Genomic DNA, 12,967 nt, shown 5'->3' on the forward strand with positions numbered 1-12,967 from the left:
GCCACCCTCTTGTCTTCGCATGCAGTCTCACCCAAATCCCTCCCACACAAAAATGAGAGAGTGGGACATGGCGAAGACACTTTACGGGGCTGTGGTCATCAGCCTGTTATCGATTTCGTCCGCACCTGCGCAGCAGGCCTCCGACACGACCGCCCCCGAAGGCGCGACCGGCAAGACAAGCGCCAGCCGAGTGGAGGCAACCGGTTTCATGGTTGCCGCCGCCAATCCACTTGCCGCACAAGCTGGTCGTGAAATTCTCGCCAACGGCGGCAATGCCATCGATGCGATGGTGGCGGTGCAAGCCGTTCTCGGCCTTGTCGAGCCGCAGAGTTCGGGCCTAGGCGGGGGCGCCTTCCTCGTCTATTACGATGCAAGTGCGAAACGGCTGACGACATTCGACGCCCGCGAAACTGCGCCGATGGAAGCGACGCCGAAGCTTTTCCTCGACGATGCAGGTCAACCGCTCAAGTTCATGGACGCAGTTGTCGGCGGCCGTTCGGTCGGCACGCCCGGCACGGTGCGACTGCTGGAGGATGTTCAGATACGTTATGGCCAGCAGAGCTGGCCGGCCCTCTGGAAACCCGCAGCCAAGCTGGCCCGTGACGGCTTTGCGGTATCCCCTCGCCTCGCTTCAATGATAGCGGCAGAAGGCGACGCGCTAAAACGATATGACGGTGCCCGGAACTACTTTTTCGATCAGTCCGGCGCCCCACTCAAGGCCGGGCACATTCTCAAGAATCCCGAATATGCGAAAACCATCGAAGCGATCGCCACAGGAGGCGCCGACGCCTTCTATCGCGGCCCGATCGCGGAGGATATCGTCAAGACGGTGCGCGGCGCCCGCGACAATCCCGGCGTGCTTTCACCAATCGACCTTGCCACCTATCACATCAAGGAACGGGAGCCGGTTTGCTTTGCCTATCGCGCTCTCGATATCTGCGGCATGGGACCGCCATCTTCGGGCGGGATTGCGATCGGTCAGATGTTGGGCGTAGCAGAGAATTTCGACCTCAAGGCGCTCGGGCCAGAGAATGTCGAAAGCTGGCGGATCATTGGTGATGCACAGCGTCTCGCCTTTGCAGATCGCGAGCGTTACGTCGCGGACACGGATTTCCAGCCGCTGCCGATCAAGGGGCTCCTGGAAAAGACCTATCTCGGCGAACGGGCAAAACTGCTAGACGGTGACAAGGCGCTTGCAAAGGACGCGGTGAAGGCGGGGGTGCCCGAATGGGACCATGCCATGCTTCTTGGTCGGGATGCCGCGATAGAACTGCCATCCACCAGCCATTTCGTCATCGTCGACAAGCAAGGCAATGTCGTCTCCATGACGACCACGATCGAAAACGGTTTTGGGTCGCGCCTCATGACGCACGGCTTTCTGCTCAACAACGAGCTGACCGATTTTTCCTTCAAGACCCATGACGGCGCCTTCGCAATCGCCAACCGCGTCGAGCCGGGCAAACGGCCGCGCTCTTCAATGGCTCCGACGATCGTGATGAAGGACGACAAGCCGCTACTCGCACTAGGCTCTCCGGGTGGCAGCCAGATCATCGGCTATGTGGCGCAGGCGCTGATCGCCTATATCGACTGGGGCATGCCGGTGGAACAGATCGTCGCCCAGCCGCATCTGATCAACCGTTTCGGCACTTATGATATCGAAGCGGGCACGACAGCCGAGAAATTCGGCGAGCCACTGAAGGCGCTCGGCTACGAGGTGAAACCCGTCGAGATGACATCCGGTCTGCATGCCATCGAGATCACCGGAAACGGACTTGTCGGTAGTGCCGATCCCCGTCGCGAGGGCGTTGCTCTCGGCGAATAACTGCAACCGGCTTTCCCGATTGCGCAGCGCCAAAACTTTGCGCTACGCATCGGGAATGACATCGCTCCCTGATTTTCTCCGTATTGATCCTACCACCCGACATATTTCGCTCGAAGGCCGCAATCCGGCTTTCTACAGCGATCCGAACTACGTCTATGCCGCGCTGCATAAGCATTGTCCCACCTTCTATTGGGAGGAGCAGCGGCAATGGTTCTTTACCGGCTATGACCATGTGAACGCGCTGCTGCGTGACAGGCGCTTCGGGCGCCAGATCCTGCACGTGGCAAGCCGCGAAGAACTCGACTTGCCGGAGCCACAGGCGCATCTCGCCAATTTCGACCTAGCCGAGCGTCATTCACTGCTCGAAATCGAGCCGCCGGAACACACGCGACTTCGCACGCTCATCAACCGCGCCTTCGTATCCCGCCATATCGAAAAGCTGAGGCCGGAGATTGCCGATCTCGCGGAAAGACTGATCGACGGTTTCGAGAAGGATGGAAAGACCGAGCTGCTTTCCTCCTTCGCCGACATCATTCCGGTAACGATGATCGCACGAATGATCGGCATTCCCGATGAGATGGGGCCACAGCTGCTGAAATGGAGCCATGCCTATGTCGGCATGTATATGTTCAAGCGATCGAGAGAGGACGAATACGCAGCCGACCGGGCGGCGAAGGAATTCGCCGATTACGTCAAGACGCTGATCGCCGAGCGCCGCAGGACACCTGCCGAGGACCTGCTCAGCCACATGATCCATACCGAGCATAAGGGCCAGCACCTTACCGACGACGAGCTGGTATCGACGACAATCGTGCTACTCAATGCCGGCCACGAGGCGACCGTGCATCAGATCGGCAATTCGGTTCGGGTCATTCTCGAGAGCGGCCTCTCGCCGGCCGAGCTTTTTCGAGACGAGGCAGCCACGGAACGGACGGTGGAAGAAACGCTGCGCATCTGCGCGCCCGTCCATATCTTTCAGCGCTGGGCCCTGGAAGACGTGGAGGTCGATGGCGTCAGCCTGCAGCGCGGAAACAAGGTTAGCCTGATCCTGGCGGCCGCCAATCTCGACCCAAAGGTGTTTTCCGATCCTCTCACCTTCAAGCCGGAACGAAGGGAAGCTCAGAACCTCTCATTCGGAGCGGGCATCCACTTCTGCATCGGTGCGCCGCTGGCACGGCTGGAACTCAATACGGTTTTACCGATCCTGTTTCGACGGCTGCCCGACTTGAGACTGCGGGCCAAACCCACCGTCAAAGATATCTATCATTTCCATGGCTTGGAGCGGCTCGATCTCGTTTGGTGATGCAAAATCAGGCATCGAGCGACAGTACGCCACATCGAAAACACATGGCTCTTATGCAATCTGTTCGATTGTTTAGCGGAAACAGTACCTTATAGTACGGCTGAGGGAGGATCGTTGAACAGGACCCCTTCCGTGACCAAGCGCAAGACCGCCATTCTCCTGCACAAGAGCCTCCACGGCAACCGTTTGGCACAGGTTGCACTGATTGTGCTTCTCTGGCTTGCCGGTGAAGCCGTATCGCGCAGTACTGGCCTGCCGATCCCCGGCAGCGTGCTTGGCCTGTTTGCACTCCTCTATCTGCTGATCACCGGCACGATCCGTCTTTCCACGATGCGGCGCGGTGCCAATGTCCTGCTGGCGGACATGTTGCTCTTCTTCGTGCCCGCCGTTCTTGCCGTCCTCGACCACTCCGAATTTCTCGGCCTTGTCGGGCTGAAGGTTCTTGCGGTCATCTTTGCTGGCACGCTGATGGTCATGTGCATGACCGCATTGGCGGTCGATGTCGGCTACCGGTTGATGCTCCGTATGGAGAGCAAACATGCCGTCTCTTGAGACGATCCTGATCACCGTCTTCTGGTCGGCAGCAACGATCGCGATCTATCTTCTGTCCAAACGAACCTATCGTCGCTGGCCGGCAATCTGGTCGTCACCGCTGGTTTTGACACCGGTCCTGCTCGCGGCACTGGCGCTGTCGCTGCACACGACCTATAGCGAATATATCGGCGCCACCCGCTGGCTGATGGCCATTCTCGGCCCGGTGACCGTCGCCTTCGCAATCCCGATCTACGAGCAGCGGGCGATGATCATGCGCTATTGGCCCGTGCTGGCATTCGGCATCGTGGTCGGCAGCGGCACCGCAATCCTTACCGCCTGGGCCCTGGCGAGCCTGCTTTCCATTGACGGCATGCTTCGCCTCAGCCTGCTTCCCCGCTCGGTCAGCTCACCGTTTGCCATGGCGATTTCGGAAAAGGTTGGCGGCGTGCCGGACCTGACGGCATTGTTCGTCGTCATAACCGGCGTGGCAGGCGCTGCATTGGGTGAGAAGCTGTTACGGATCCTGCCGCTGAAATCCTCGCTTGCGCGAGGGGCGCTGTTCGGCATGGGAGCCCATGGCGCAGGTGTGGCCAAGGCCAACCAGATCGGCGCCGAGGAAGGCTCGGTCGCCGGACTGGTGATGGTGCTGGTCGGTCTCGTCAACGTGCTTGCAGCACCGATCCTCGCCTATATCCTGCGTTAGCTCGAAACGCCGTAACGAGCTGCCGGCTTGCGCAGCGACAGATGCGGGCCGAGAGCACCGCGGGCGGCGAGATAGGCATTCCAGATGCCATCATCCGACAGGGCCGGTATCGTTACAATCTCGCCCTGATCGAAGCCGGCCAAGGCTGCATCCACCAGATCGGTCACATCCATCACCTTTTCCGGATCCAGACCGTCGAAGGAACGCCCGACACGATCGAAAATCTCGGTGCGTGTCAGGCCCGGCAAAACGGCCTGAATGCGGACGTTCTTGTCCTTGAGTTCGGCGGCAAGGGATTCGGTCAGGCTCAGCACAAACGCCTTTGTCGCGCTGTAGGTGCCGTTGAACATCTGCGGGGCGAGAGCCACGACGGACGCCGTGTTGATGATCGCCCCTGCCCGGCGCCTGGCGAATGTCTGTGCGGCAGCGACGGCAAGGCGATTAGCGGCCGTGACGTTGAGCGCCACCATCGTGTCCAGATAGTCGACATCGCTTTCAAGCAATGACGTGACAGGTCCGATGCCGGCATTGTTGACGAAAAGCGTGATGGCCTCATCCGTCCTGAGCCTGTCCTCGACCTTGAGGACGTCGGCGCGATCAGCGAGATCGGCACGCAGCACATCGGCCTTGATACCGTGAGCGGTTGCCAGCTTGCCCGCCAGTTCGCCGAGGCGACCGGCATCACGCGCAACAAGGATAAGATCGTATCCGCGGCGGGCAAGCCGGTCGGCATAGGTGGCGCCGATCCCCGAAGATGCGCCGGTTACGAGTGCAGTTCCAAGTCTGGATGTCATGACAATTCTCCTGTTTCCATGATGGCTGGAATTTACTGGCATATGCCACTATATTTGAGCGAGAATTTTGCGAGTGCAAGTGGGTAGATGATTTTTTTGGAGCGGCAGCCCGGAATGGGACGTCTCAAGCGTTGCCTGAGCCGGCAAGGTCGGGAATGATCGGAACATGGAAAAGCAGGAAGAGAATATCTGGGCGCATTGCAGCAGCAGTTCCGTCCGCCGGGCATCGCGCCAGCTCGGGCAACTCTATGACGATGCGATGGGACTGAGTGACCTGCGCGGCACGCAGTTCTCACTATTGACCCAGATCGGTTATTTGCAGGAACCGACCCAAAAGGAACTGGCAAAGGCGATGGTCATGGATCTTTCGGCGCTCGGTCATACGCTGAAGCCGCTGATCCGTGACGATCTGGTGGAACTTGTGCCGGACGAAAAGGATCGCCGCGCCAAGCGCGTGCGATTGACACCAACAGGCCGCGCGAGACAATTGGAACTGGTGGCGAACTGGCAAGAGGCGCAAAGACGTTTCGATGCCGTGCTGGGTGCGGAAAAATCAGCGGAGCTTCGTCGGACACTTGCCTTCATCGCTTCGGAAAACTTTGCCGAAGCCTTTGCTGCCGCGGGAAAGAAGGGCGACTGAGCGTCGCCCCAAGGTCTTCGGAGTGTTACAGCCAGCTGCGTCCATCGGCACCGGCCTGGCAGCCGTAAGGCGGCAGAACATTGCCGAATGTGACATGCAGCCTGTCGCAGCCCCATTTGCGCAACGGCGTCGGGAGGCGGCTGTTAATCTCGATGCCGACTTCATCATAGGGGCTGTCGGTATTGCTGACATAACGGTACCAGCGGAAGCCGATCACGACCGAGATGGCGATGACGACGGTCAGGAGAAGTCTCAGAATGCGCATTGCGATGTCCGGGTTATTATCGATCCCGGATGTCTATCGCGATCGATAACGGCTCGAAACCCTCGATACAGGCTTTCCCCAATTCACGCCGGAACGCGATAATTCTAAAGCCGGATGACATAGTCCTTGCGAGTCGTTTCAACGACTTGCCAGGTTCCCTTGAAGCCGGGTCTGAGCACCATGCGGTCGCCGGCGCGAAGGTGAACCGGTTTGCCGCCCTCCTCCGTCACGATGGAATGGCCAGAGAGGATGTGGAAATATTCCCATTCCTCATAAACGATCCGCCACGTTCCCGGCGTTGCCTCCCAGACGCCCGCATAGATGCCGCCGTCGGCCTCCTCGACATTCCAGGTGCGAAATTGAGGATCCCCTTCGATGAGGCGATCGGGCGCCGGGGCGCCTTCCTCCGGCTTGATCGTTGCAAGATCGAATGTCGTCCAGGCCTGCATCGTCACTCCTTGTTGCCGTCCTCATTTGTACTCTTGCGCGACCAGCGGTCAGGCGGCACTTTCCAGCTGGCTTTTGAGACCTTCCGCAGCGATCGCGGCCATGACACGCAAGCGCGCTGTCGGCATGCCATTGCGGGCACTGGCCGACAGGCCGGCAAGAGACATCATCACATAGTCGGAGGCAAGATCAGCATTGTCTTTGTCGAGGCCCGAAATCCTCTGATGGATATAGGATCGGCTCGCCTCCATACGTTCGCGCGCCTTTTCGCCAGCCGCCGAATCCGCAGTGCCCCTCGCCGCCTCGATCACCATGCAGCCACAGGCGTCTCCGCTGGCATAGGCATCCGCAGCGTAACGCAGGAGCCTTGCCACACCATCGGAAAGCGACGTGCCCGGCGCGAGTGCCGTATCGACATCCAGCCCCTCGGTCTTTTCATAGCGCTGCAGCGCTTCGTAAAAGAGTTCGAGCTTGCTGCCGAAAGCCGCATAAAAGCTTGGAGGATTGATGCCGAGCGCCTGCGTCAGGTCGGCGACGCTCAGAGCATCATATCCCTTCGCATGTAACAAGGCCTGGGCCTTGGTCAGCGCCTCTTCACGATCGAATGCGCGAGGCCTTCCGCGTCTCGTCGCTGGTTGCGCTTTTATTTTTGTATCGGTCACTACAAAATCCTTGACGTCGTCAATCTGCAGATTTATGTAATGCACACTACATTAAATCTCAAGCCTGATGCAGGGAGAATGACAATGACAGACTTCCATGGAAAAAAAGTACTGGTTCTTGGCGGCAGCCGCGGTATCGGCGCCGCAATCGTCCGCCGCTTCGCAAATGACGGCGCCAACGTGACGTTCACCTATGCCGGCTCAAAGGACGCGGCCGATGCTCTTGCGACAACAACCGGCGCAGAAGCAGTTAAATCGGACGCGAGCGATCGCGGCCAGACGATCGCAACGGTCAAGGCTGCAGGGCCGATCGATGTTCTCGTCGTCAATGCCGGCACGCTTGTGCTCGGCGACCCGCTCGAAACCGATCCCGATGCAGTCGACCGGATGATCGACATCAATGTGCGCGCGCCCTACCACGCCTCGGTGGAAGCAGCCCGCCTTATGCCGGAAGGCGGCCGCATCGTCATCATCGGCTCGGTGAACGGTGACCGGATGCCGTTTGCCGGCGGTGCTGCCTATGCGCTTACCAAATCTGCGGTTCAGGGCATGGCGCGCGGTCTCGCCCGCGATTTCGGCCCGCGCAACATTACCGTCAACGTGATCCAGCCCGGCCCGATCGATACCGACATGAACCCGGCCGATGGCCCGATGAAGGACACGATGCACGGTTTCATGGCGCTGAAACGTCACGGTCGGCCGGAAGAAATTGCAGGCCTCGCCGCCTATCTTGCCGGCCCGGAAGCAGGCTTCATCACCGGCGCAATGCACACGATCGACGGCGGCATGGGAGCCTGATCCGGCTCCTGATCTTCAACGATAACAGGGCGTTCTGCGATCCGGTAACACTCCGCCAGACTTGTCTTCTCGAAAAAATGAACACGGCCCGGATGCAATTATGGCAATAATCGGCTATAGCGCTTCGCCATGGACAGCCGATTGCGTGTGTCCGGCCTGATTGTCCGATCGAAATCGGCAAGGACATCGGACCGGACGTTCCACCTTCAAGGTCGAGAGACGACCGCGCCCCGACGAAAGTCGGGAGCGCCTGTACACGCTATCCCCTCTATTCATAGCCTGCTGCCGTCCCCGACCTGGGGCGGCATTTTTTGTTTTCCCTTTCAATCACAGAAGGATTGGCCACCAGAAACGGTGTGCCGCTTGTCATCATGATATTCGAATGGATGTCCGACCCCGCCGCATGGGCGGGTCTCGCCACCCTCATTGTTCTAGAAATCGTTCTCGGCATCGACAATCTCGTCTTCATCGCGATCCTTGCCGACAAGCTGCCCGAACACCAGCGCGAGAAGGCACGCCTGATCGGCCTCAGCCTTGCGCTGATCATGCGCCTCATATTGCTTGCCTCAGTCGCCTGGATCGTGACGCTGACGGCACCACTTTTCACTGTCGCCGGCCTTGAAATTTCCGGCCGCGACCTGATCCTGCTGTTCGGCGGTCTGTTCCTGCTGTTCAAGGGCACGATGGAACTGCATGAACGGCTGGAAGGGCATTCCGGCCCCAAGGACGGCAAGGTCGAGCATGCCGTCTTCTGGCAGGTTCTGGTGCAGATCGTCGTGCTCGATGCGGTCTTCTCTCTCGACAGCGTGATTACCGCCGTCGGCATGGTCCAACATCTTTCCGTCATGATGATTGCCGTGATCGTTGCGGTCGGCATCATGCTGCTCGCCTCCAAGCCGCTGATGGCCTTCGTGTCGAAACATCCGACCGTGGTCATTCTGTGCCTTGGTTTCCTGATGATGATTGGCTTCTCGCTGATCGTCGAAGGCCTCGGGTTCCATATCCCGAAGGGCTATCTCTACGCCGCGATCGGTTTCTCGGTCCTGATCGAAGCCTTCAACCAGATCGGCCGGCGCAACCGCGAACGCTTCATGAGCACGGGTGACCTGCGCGAGCGCACGGCCAGCGCCGTGCTCTCCCTGCTCGGCAGCCGCCGTGGGGAGAGTTCGCTCGGCGAGACCGCTGACGTGATTGCCGAACGCGCCTCGGAAAACGAACTTTTCACGCCGGTAGAACACGAGATGATCGAGAGCGTTCTGACGCTCGCCGATCGCCCAGCGAAGTCGGTCATGACGCATCGTCTCGACATCGACTGGCTGGATATCGAAGACAGCGACGAGGAACTTCGTCGCAAGGTTCTGGAATCGGGCCATTCCCGTTTCCCGATCGCCCGCGGAAGCCTCGACGAATTTCTGGGTGTAGCCCTCGCCAAGGACCTGCTGCGCGACTTCATCGAGACCGGCAAGATCGATTTCGAACGCTCGCTGCGCCAGCCGCTTGTCGTGCATGAAAGCGTCAATGCGCTTCGTCTGCTCGAACAGCTGCGTCAGTCGCCGCTTCAGGTGGCGATCGTGCTCGACGAATACGGATCTGTCGAAGGCATGGTCACGGCAACTGACCTGCTGGAAGCGATTGCCGGTGATTTTGCCGATGACGACGAGGAGCAGCTGACAGTAGAGCATGGCGAAGACGGCTCGCTTCTGGTCGACGGCTGGATCGACATCCGCCACGTCTCGCGCCTTCTCGACAGCGATCTGGTCGACGATGCCGACCGTTATTCGACGCTGGCAGGTCTCATCCTCTGGCGTCTCGGCCATCTTCCCGAACAGGGTGAGACATTCACCTTCGGTGGCCTGACTTACGAAGTCGTCTCGCTCGACGGGCGTAATATCGACAAAGTGCGGATCAGGGCGGCATCGTCCATCAGCGCAATGGCCGAAACAGCCTAAACACCCTCATGAAAACAAAAATGCCGCGGATCGATTTCCGCGGCATTTTCATTTGTCGATGTTCGAATATCAGGCGCTCTGGCGCTGTGCCTGCCCGGCGGCACGTTCTTTCGCCTTCAGCACGCTTCCGACGGTCGAAAGCAACGAGGCGGCGGTGCAGGGTTTTGCCAGTCGGTGCGCGACATCCGGCAGACCAGCCAGATCACGGTGGCTCCGGGCCGACGACACGATGATACTGATTTTCGGCGCGCATTCGGCGATCATTTTCGCCAGATCGATGCCGTTCAGGCCACCCGGCATATCGATATCGGTGAGGACCAGGTCGATATGTTCGTGCTGGCCGAGCTTGCCGACGGCTTCCAGAACAGTTCCCGCCTCCAGCACCGCATAACCTGCATCTTCGAGCGTGTCGGCGATCGTGAAGCGGATCAGCGCCTCATCCTCCACGACCAAAATCGTCTTCTGCCGGAAGCTATCCATATGCAATGCCCTCGCTCTGGTTTCAGAACATCAACGCATATGGATGGGAAAGGATTACGGCAGAGCCTGTGCCAATTCGAAACATGTTTAATAAAATGCGAACGAATGACTTCAGCGACCGGTAGTTATGGCGCTCAGTCTGCCCATTCCGGATCACTGGTAAAGACGATGGTCAACCAGCGATCGGGCCCCTCGCCGCCGATCGCCTCGCCGATCTCGTCACGGATCGCATCCCATTCGGAAAGATGACGCGGCGGCCAGTCGGATGGGGCGATGAAGAAGAGCTCGATCTGCCGGCCGCGGCCGACACGAGCGACATAAGCGCGGTATGAGAGAAAGCCATGGCGTTCGACGATCGCTTCTGCGACCGCATCGACATGCTGTTTCAGCTCGACCGGGGTGACCAGGAGAATATCGGCCACTGCCTGGCGCACATTCGAAAGCGGCACCGGCGCGATGATCAGGCAGATGAGCGCGAGCGCCCCCGGATCGATATAGGGGCTCAGCCATTCGAACTCCGTTCCCTCGATTGCGTGGCCGGCGGCAAAGGCGACCAGCAAAGCCGAGGTCAGTGCTGCGGTCATCGCCCATGCCTGGCTGTCGAGGGCAACGAAGCTTGAATTCAGCTCCCGATTGGCGCGGCGGCAGAACAGCCACATGAAAAAAGAGACCGTCACGGTGACGATCGTGAAGATTACGGCGGGACCGAAATCGATCGGCCGTCCGCCAGAAAGCAGGCTGCCGACGGCGCTGATGAAAGCGTAGACTGCAGCGCCCATCAGAAGCGTGCCGTTCAGGCCGAGCACCATCGGCTCCAGATGCCAGAAACCGACACTGAAACGATCGATCAGCTTTCCTTTTGCCGTCGGCTCCGCCGAAGTGACGATCAGCCTTGAGACCAGCAAGGCCAAGAACGTCATGAAGGCGTCGGTCAGGGAATAGAAGCCATCGAAGACGATGGCGAAAGAGCCGGACACGAGACCGACGGTAATGCCGAATGCAGCCAATAAGGCCGTGACGGCGATGGACAGCCGAAGAAGTGACTGCTCGCTCACGGGTATTCTCCATTGGAGCAGAGGCTCACGCCCCTGCCCTTTCTTTGATTTTCTCAGGGCGATGCCCTGCCGCGGCATGCAGGAAGACAGCCGCCACAGTCAGCCGATAGCGGCCGACCATGTAGAAATGATAACATGAGTGGCTTCTATAGAAGCGTCAGCTCACTTTCGACAAGGCCTGTTCGATATCGGCGATGATATCGGCTGCGTCCTCGATGCCAATCGACAGGCGCACGACGTCTGGACCGGCACCGGCTGCAATCTGCTGCTCCTCGGTCAACTGGCGATGCGTCGTCGATGCCGGGTGAATGACGAGCGAGCGGGTGTCTCCGATATTGGCGAGATGGGAGAATAGCTGCAGCCCCTCGACGAAACTCTTGCCGGCCTCGTAACCGCCTTCAATGCCGAAAGTGAAGACCGAGCCTGCTCCCTTGGGCGAATAATGCTGCTGCAGCAGATGGTTTGGATTGTCCTCAAGGCCTGAATAATTGACCCAGGCGATTTTCGGATGCTGCTTCAGCCATCTGGCGACCGCCAGCGCATTGTCGCAGTGTTTCTGCATCCTGAGCGGCAGGGTCTCGATGCCGGTCTGGATCATGAACGCATTGAAAGGCGAAATGGCCGGCCCGAGATCGCGCAAGCCAAGCACGCGGGCAGCGATGGCGAAGGCGATATTTCCAAAGGTTTCGTGCAGGACGATACCGCCATATTCGGGCCGCGGCTCGGACATCATCGGATATTTGCCGGATTTCGACCAGTCGAAGGTGCCGCCGTCGACCAGAATGCCGCCCATCGAATTGCCATGGCCGCCAAGGAATTTTGTCAACGAGTGCACAACGATATCGGCGCCGTGTTCAAGCGGCCGCAACAGATAGGGGCTTGCCATCGTGTTGTCGACGATGAGCGGCAGGCCGCGGCGGTGAGCAATGTCAGCGACTGCCGAGATATCGACGAAGGTGCCACCCGGATTGGCGAGGCTTTCGATGAAGATCGCGCGGGTCTCCCCGTCGATCGCCGCTTCGAAACTTGCCGGGTCGTCGGTATCGGCCCAGCGCACATGCCAGTCGAAATTCTTGAACGCGTGGCCGAACTGGTTGATCGAGCCGCCATAAAGACGCCGGGCAGCGACGAAATTCGCGCCGGGCTGCATGATCGTGTGGAAGATCAGCATCTGCGCCGCATGACCGGATGCGACGGCGAGTGCCGCTGTGCCACCCTCGAGCGCCGCCACCCTCTCCTCAAGGACAGCCTGGGTCGGGTTCATGATCCGGGTATAGATATTGCCGAACTGCTGCAGGCCGAAGAGCGCCGCCGCATGGTCGGCATCGTTGAAGACGAAGGAAGTCGTCTGGTAAATCGGCGTTGCCCGTGCGCCCGTGGTCGGGTCGGGTGCCGCACCGGCATGAACGGCAAGCGTGGAAAATCCCGGATTGAATGGCGGCATCATACCCTCCCCAAAATGTGACTTGTTTTATCTTGTCGCAGCAAAGCGCGGACGTTGACGGGGATCAAGGA

Annotated in this window: 14 protein-coding genes; 7 read left to right on the plus strand and 7 right to left on the minus strand. The window is 59.4% G+C overall.

The window, feature by feature from the left end; translation table 11 throughout:
* The first annotated feature begins 67 nt into the window (after positions 1 to 67).
* From ggt to HNQ72_RS08745, 4 genes are all read left to right on the plus strand, one after another.
* Complete coding sequence (gene ggt, locus HNQ72_RS08730) at positions 68 to 1,822, plus strand: gamma-glutamyltransferase (protein WP_183991678.1); 1,755 nt, start codon at positions 68 to 70, stop codon at positions 1,820 to 1,822.
* Between the two features lie 55 nt (positions 1,823 to 1,877).
* Positions 1,878 to 3,125, plus strand: coding sequence for a cytochrome P450 (locus HNQ72_RS08735; protein ID WP_183991680.1), 1,248 nt, complete (start codon positions 1,878 to 1,880; stop codon positions 3,123 to 3,125).
* A gap of 132 nt (positions 3,126 to 3,257) precedes the next feature.
* Positions 3,258 to 3,677 carry a CidA/LrgA family protein gene (locus tag HNQ72_RS08740; RefSeq protein ID WP_183991682.1) on the plus strand — a complete coding sequence of 140 codons (420 nt, stop codon included), beginning with the start codon at positions 3,258 to 3,260 and terminating at the stop codon, positions 3,675 to 3,677.
* Positions 3,664 to 4,362 carry an LrgB family protein gene (locus tag HNQ72_RS08745; protein ID WP_183991684.1) on the plus strand — a complete coding sequence of 233 codons (699 nt, stop codon included), beginning with the start codon at positions 3,664 to 3,666 and terminating at the stop codon, positions 4,360 to 4,362. Before HNQ72_RS08740 ends, HNQ72_RS08745 begins: the two co-directional genes overlap by 14 nt.
* On the opposite strand, the gene HNQ72_RS08750 is transcribed toward HNQ72_RS08745, so the two are convergent.
* Positions 4,359 to 5,156: an SDR family NAD(P)-dependent oxidoreductase gene (locus HNQ72_RS08750; RefSeq protein ID WP_210319549.1), complete on the minus strand. Its 798-nt coding sequence runs from the start codon at positions 5,154 to 5,156 to the stop codon at positions 4,359 to 4,361. The genes HNQ72_RS08745 and HNQ72_RS08750 overlap by 4 nt on opposite strands.
* Positions 5,157 to 5,322: 166 nt before the next feature.
* On the opposite strand from HNQ72_RS08750, the gene HNQ72_RS08755 reads away from it, so the two are divergent.
* Positions 5,323 to 5,796 carry a MarR family winged helix-turn-helix transcriptional regulator gene (locus HNQ72_RS08755; protein ID WP_183991688.1) on the plus strand — a complete coding sequence of 158 codons (474 nt, stop codon included), beginning with the start codon at positions 5,323 to 5,325 and terminating at the stop codon, positions 5,794 to 5,796.
* Positions 5,797 to 5,821: 25 nt separating this feature from the next.
* Here HNQ72_RS08755 and HNQ72_RS08760 read toward each other — a convergent pair whose 3' ends face one another.
* The 3 genes from HNQ72_RS08760 to HNQ72_RS08770 all read right to left on the minus strand — a co-directional run bounded on the left by HNQ72_RS08760 (position 5,822) and on the right by HNQ72_RS08770 (position 7,170).
* Positions 5,822 to 6,061: a hypothetical protein gene (locus tag HNQ72_RS08760; protein ID WP_183991690.1), complete on the minus strand. Its 240-nt coding sequence runs from the start codon at positions 6,059 to 6,061 to the stop codon at positions 5,822 to 5,824.
* A 104-nt stretch (positions 6,062 to 6,165) separates the two neighbouring features.
* On the minus strand, positions 6,166 to 6,510 hold the full coding sequence (locus HNQ72_RS08765; RefSeq protein ID WP_183991692.1) for a cupin domain-containing protein: 345 nt from the start codon (positions 6,508 to 6,510) through the stop codon (positions 6,166 to 6,168).
* Positions 6,511 to 6,558: 48 nt separating this feature from the next.
* Positions 6,559 to 7,170 (minus strand): TetR/AcrR family transcriptional regulator, encoded by a 612-nt coding sequence (locus HNQ72_RS08770; protein WP_183991694.1) that lies wholly within the window; start codon positions 7,168 to 7,170, stop codon positions 6,559 to 6,561.
* Positions 7,171 to 7,254: 84 nt separating this feature from the next.
* On the opposite strand from HNQ72_RS08770, the gene bdcA reads away from it, so the two are divergent.
* Together bdcA and HNQ72_RS08780 are read left to right on the plus strand one after the other, a co-directional pair.
* The gene (bdcA, locus tag HNQ72_RS08775; protein WP_183991696.1) at positions 7,255 to 7,968 is read left to right on the plus strand and encodes an SDR family oxidoreductase; all 714 of its coding nucleotides are present in this window, start codon (positions 7,255 to 7,257) and stop codon (positions 7,966 to 7,968) included.
* 371 nt (positions 7,969 to 8,339) lie between these two features.
* Positions 8,340 to 9,917, plus strand: a complete 1,578-nt coding sequence (locus HNQ72_RS08780) for a TerC family protein (protein ID WP_183993055.1) — start codon at positions 8,340 to 8,342, stop codon at positions 9,915 to 9,917.
* A gap of 69 nt (positions 9,918 to 9,986) precedes the next feature.
* On the opposite strand, the gene HNQ72_RS08785 is transcribed toward HNQ72_RS08780, so the two are convergent.
* The 3 genes from HNQ72_RS08785 to HNQ72_RS08795 form a co-directional block, all read right to left on the minus strand.
* Complete coding sequence (locus HNQ72_RS08785) at positions 9,987 to 10,397, minus strand: response regulator (protein ID WP_183991698.1); 411 nt, start codon at positions 10,395 to 10,397, stop codon at positions 9,987 to 9,989.
* A 134-nt stretch (positions 10,398 to 10,531) separates the two neighbouring features.
* Positions 10,532 to 11,452 carry a cation diffusion facilitator family transporter gene (locus tag HNQ72_RS08790; protein WP_244654243.1) on the minus strand — a complete coding sequence of 307 codons (921 nt, stop codon included), beginning with the start codon at positions 11,450 to 11,452 and terminating at the stop codon, positions 10,532 to 10,534.
* A 157-nt stretch (positions 11,453 to 11,609) separates the two neighbouring features.
* A complete protein-coding gene (locus HNQ72_RS08795; RefSeq protein ID WP_183991702.1) occupies positions 11,610 to 12,896 on the minus strand; it encodes an O-acetylhomoserine aminocarboxypropyltransferase in 1,287 nt (428 codons plus the stop codon).
* Positions 12,897 to 12,967: the final 71 nt, after the last annotated feature.

The sequence above is a fragment of the Aliirhizobium wenxiniae genome (assembly GCF_014201355.1).
Classification (GTDB): Bacteria; Pseudomonadota; Alphaproteobacteria; order Rhizobiales; family Rhizobiaceae; genus Neorhizobium; species Neorhizobium wenxiniae.

Bases quoted from the DNA above. Each gene is read 5' to 3' on its own strand.
- ggt (WP_183991678.1), top strand. From the start codon at position 68: ATGGCGAAGACACTTTACGGGGCTGTGGTCATCAGCCTGTTATCGATT.
- HNQ72_RS08735 (WP_183991680.1), top strand. From the start codon at position 1,878: ATGACATCGCTCCCTGATTTTCTCCGTATTGATCCTACCACCCGACAT.
- HNQ72_RS08745 (WP_183991684.1), top strand. From the start codon at position 3,664: ATGCCGTCTCTTGAGACGATCCTGATCACCGTCTTCTGGTCGGCAGCA.
- HNQ72_RS08750 (WP_210319549.1), bottom strand. From the start codon at position 5,156: ATGACATCCAGACTTGGAACTGCACTCGTAACCGGCGCATCTTCGGGG.
- HNQ72_RS08755 (WP_183991688.1), top strand. From the start codon at position 5,323: ATGGAAAAGCAGGAAGAGAATATCTGGGCGCATTGCAGCAGCAGTTCC.
- HNQ72_RS08760 (WP_183991690.1), bottom strand. From the start codon at position 6,061: ATGCGCATTCTGAGACTTCTCCTGACCGTCGTCATCGCCATCTCGGTC.
- HNQ72_RS08765 (WP_183991692.1), bottom strand. From the start codon at position 6,510: ATGCAGGCCTGGACGACATTCGATCTTGCAACGATCAAGCCGGAGGAA.
- bdcA (WP_183991696.1), top strand. From the start codon at position 7,255: ATGACAGACTTCCATGGAAAAAAAGTACTGGTTCTTGGCGGCAGCCGC.
- HNQ72_RS08780 (WP_183993055.1), top strand. From the start codon at position 8,340: ATGATATTCGAATGGATGTCCGACCCCGCCGCATGGGCGGGTCTCGCC.
- HNQ72_RS08785 (WP_183991698.1), bottom strand. From the start codon at position 10,397: ATGGATAGCTTCCGGCAGAAGACGATTTTGGTCGTGGAGGATGAGGCG.
- HNQ72_RS08795 (WP_183991702.1), bottom strand. From the start codon at position 12,896: ATGCCGCCATTCAATCCGGGATTTTCCACGCTTGCCGTTCATGCCGGT.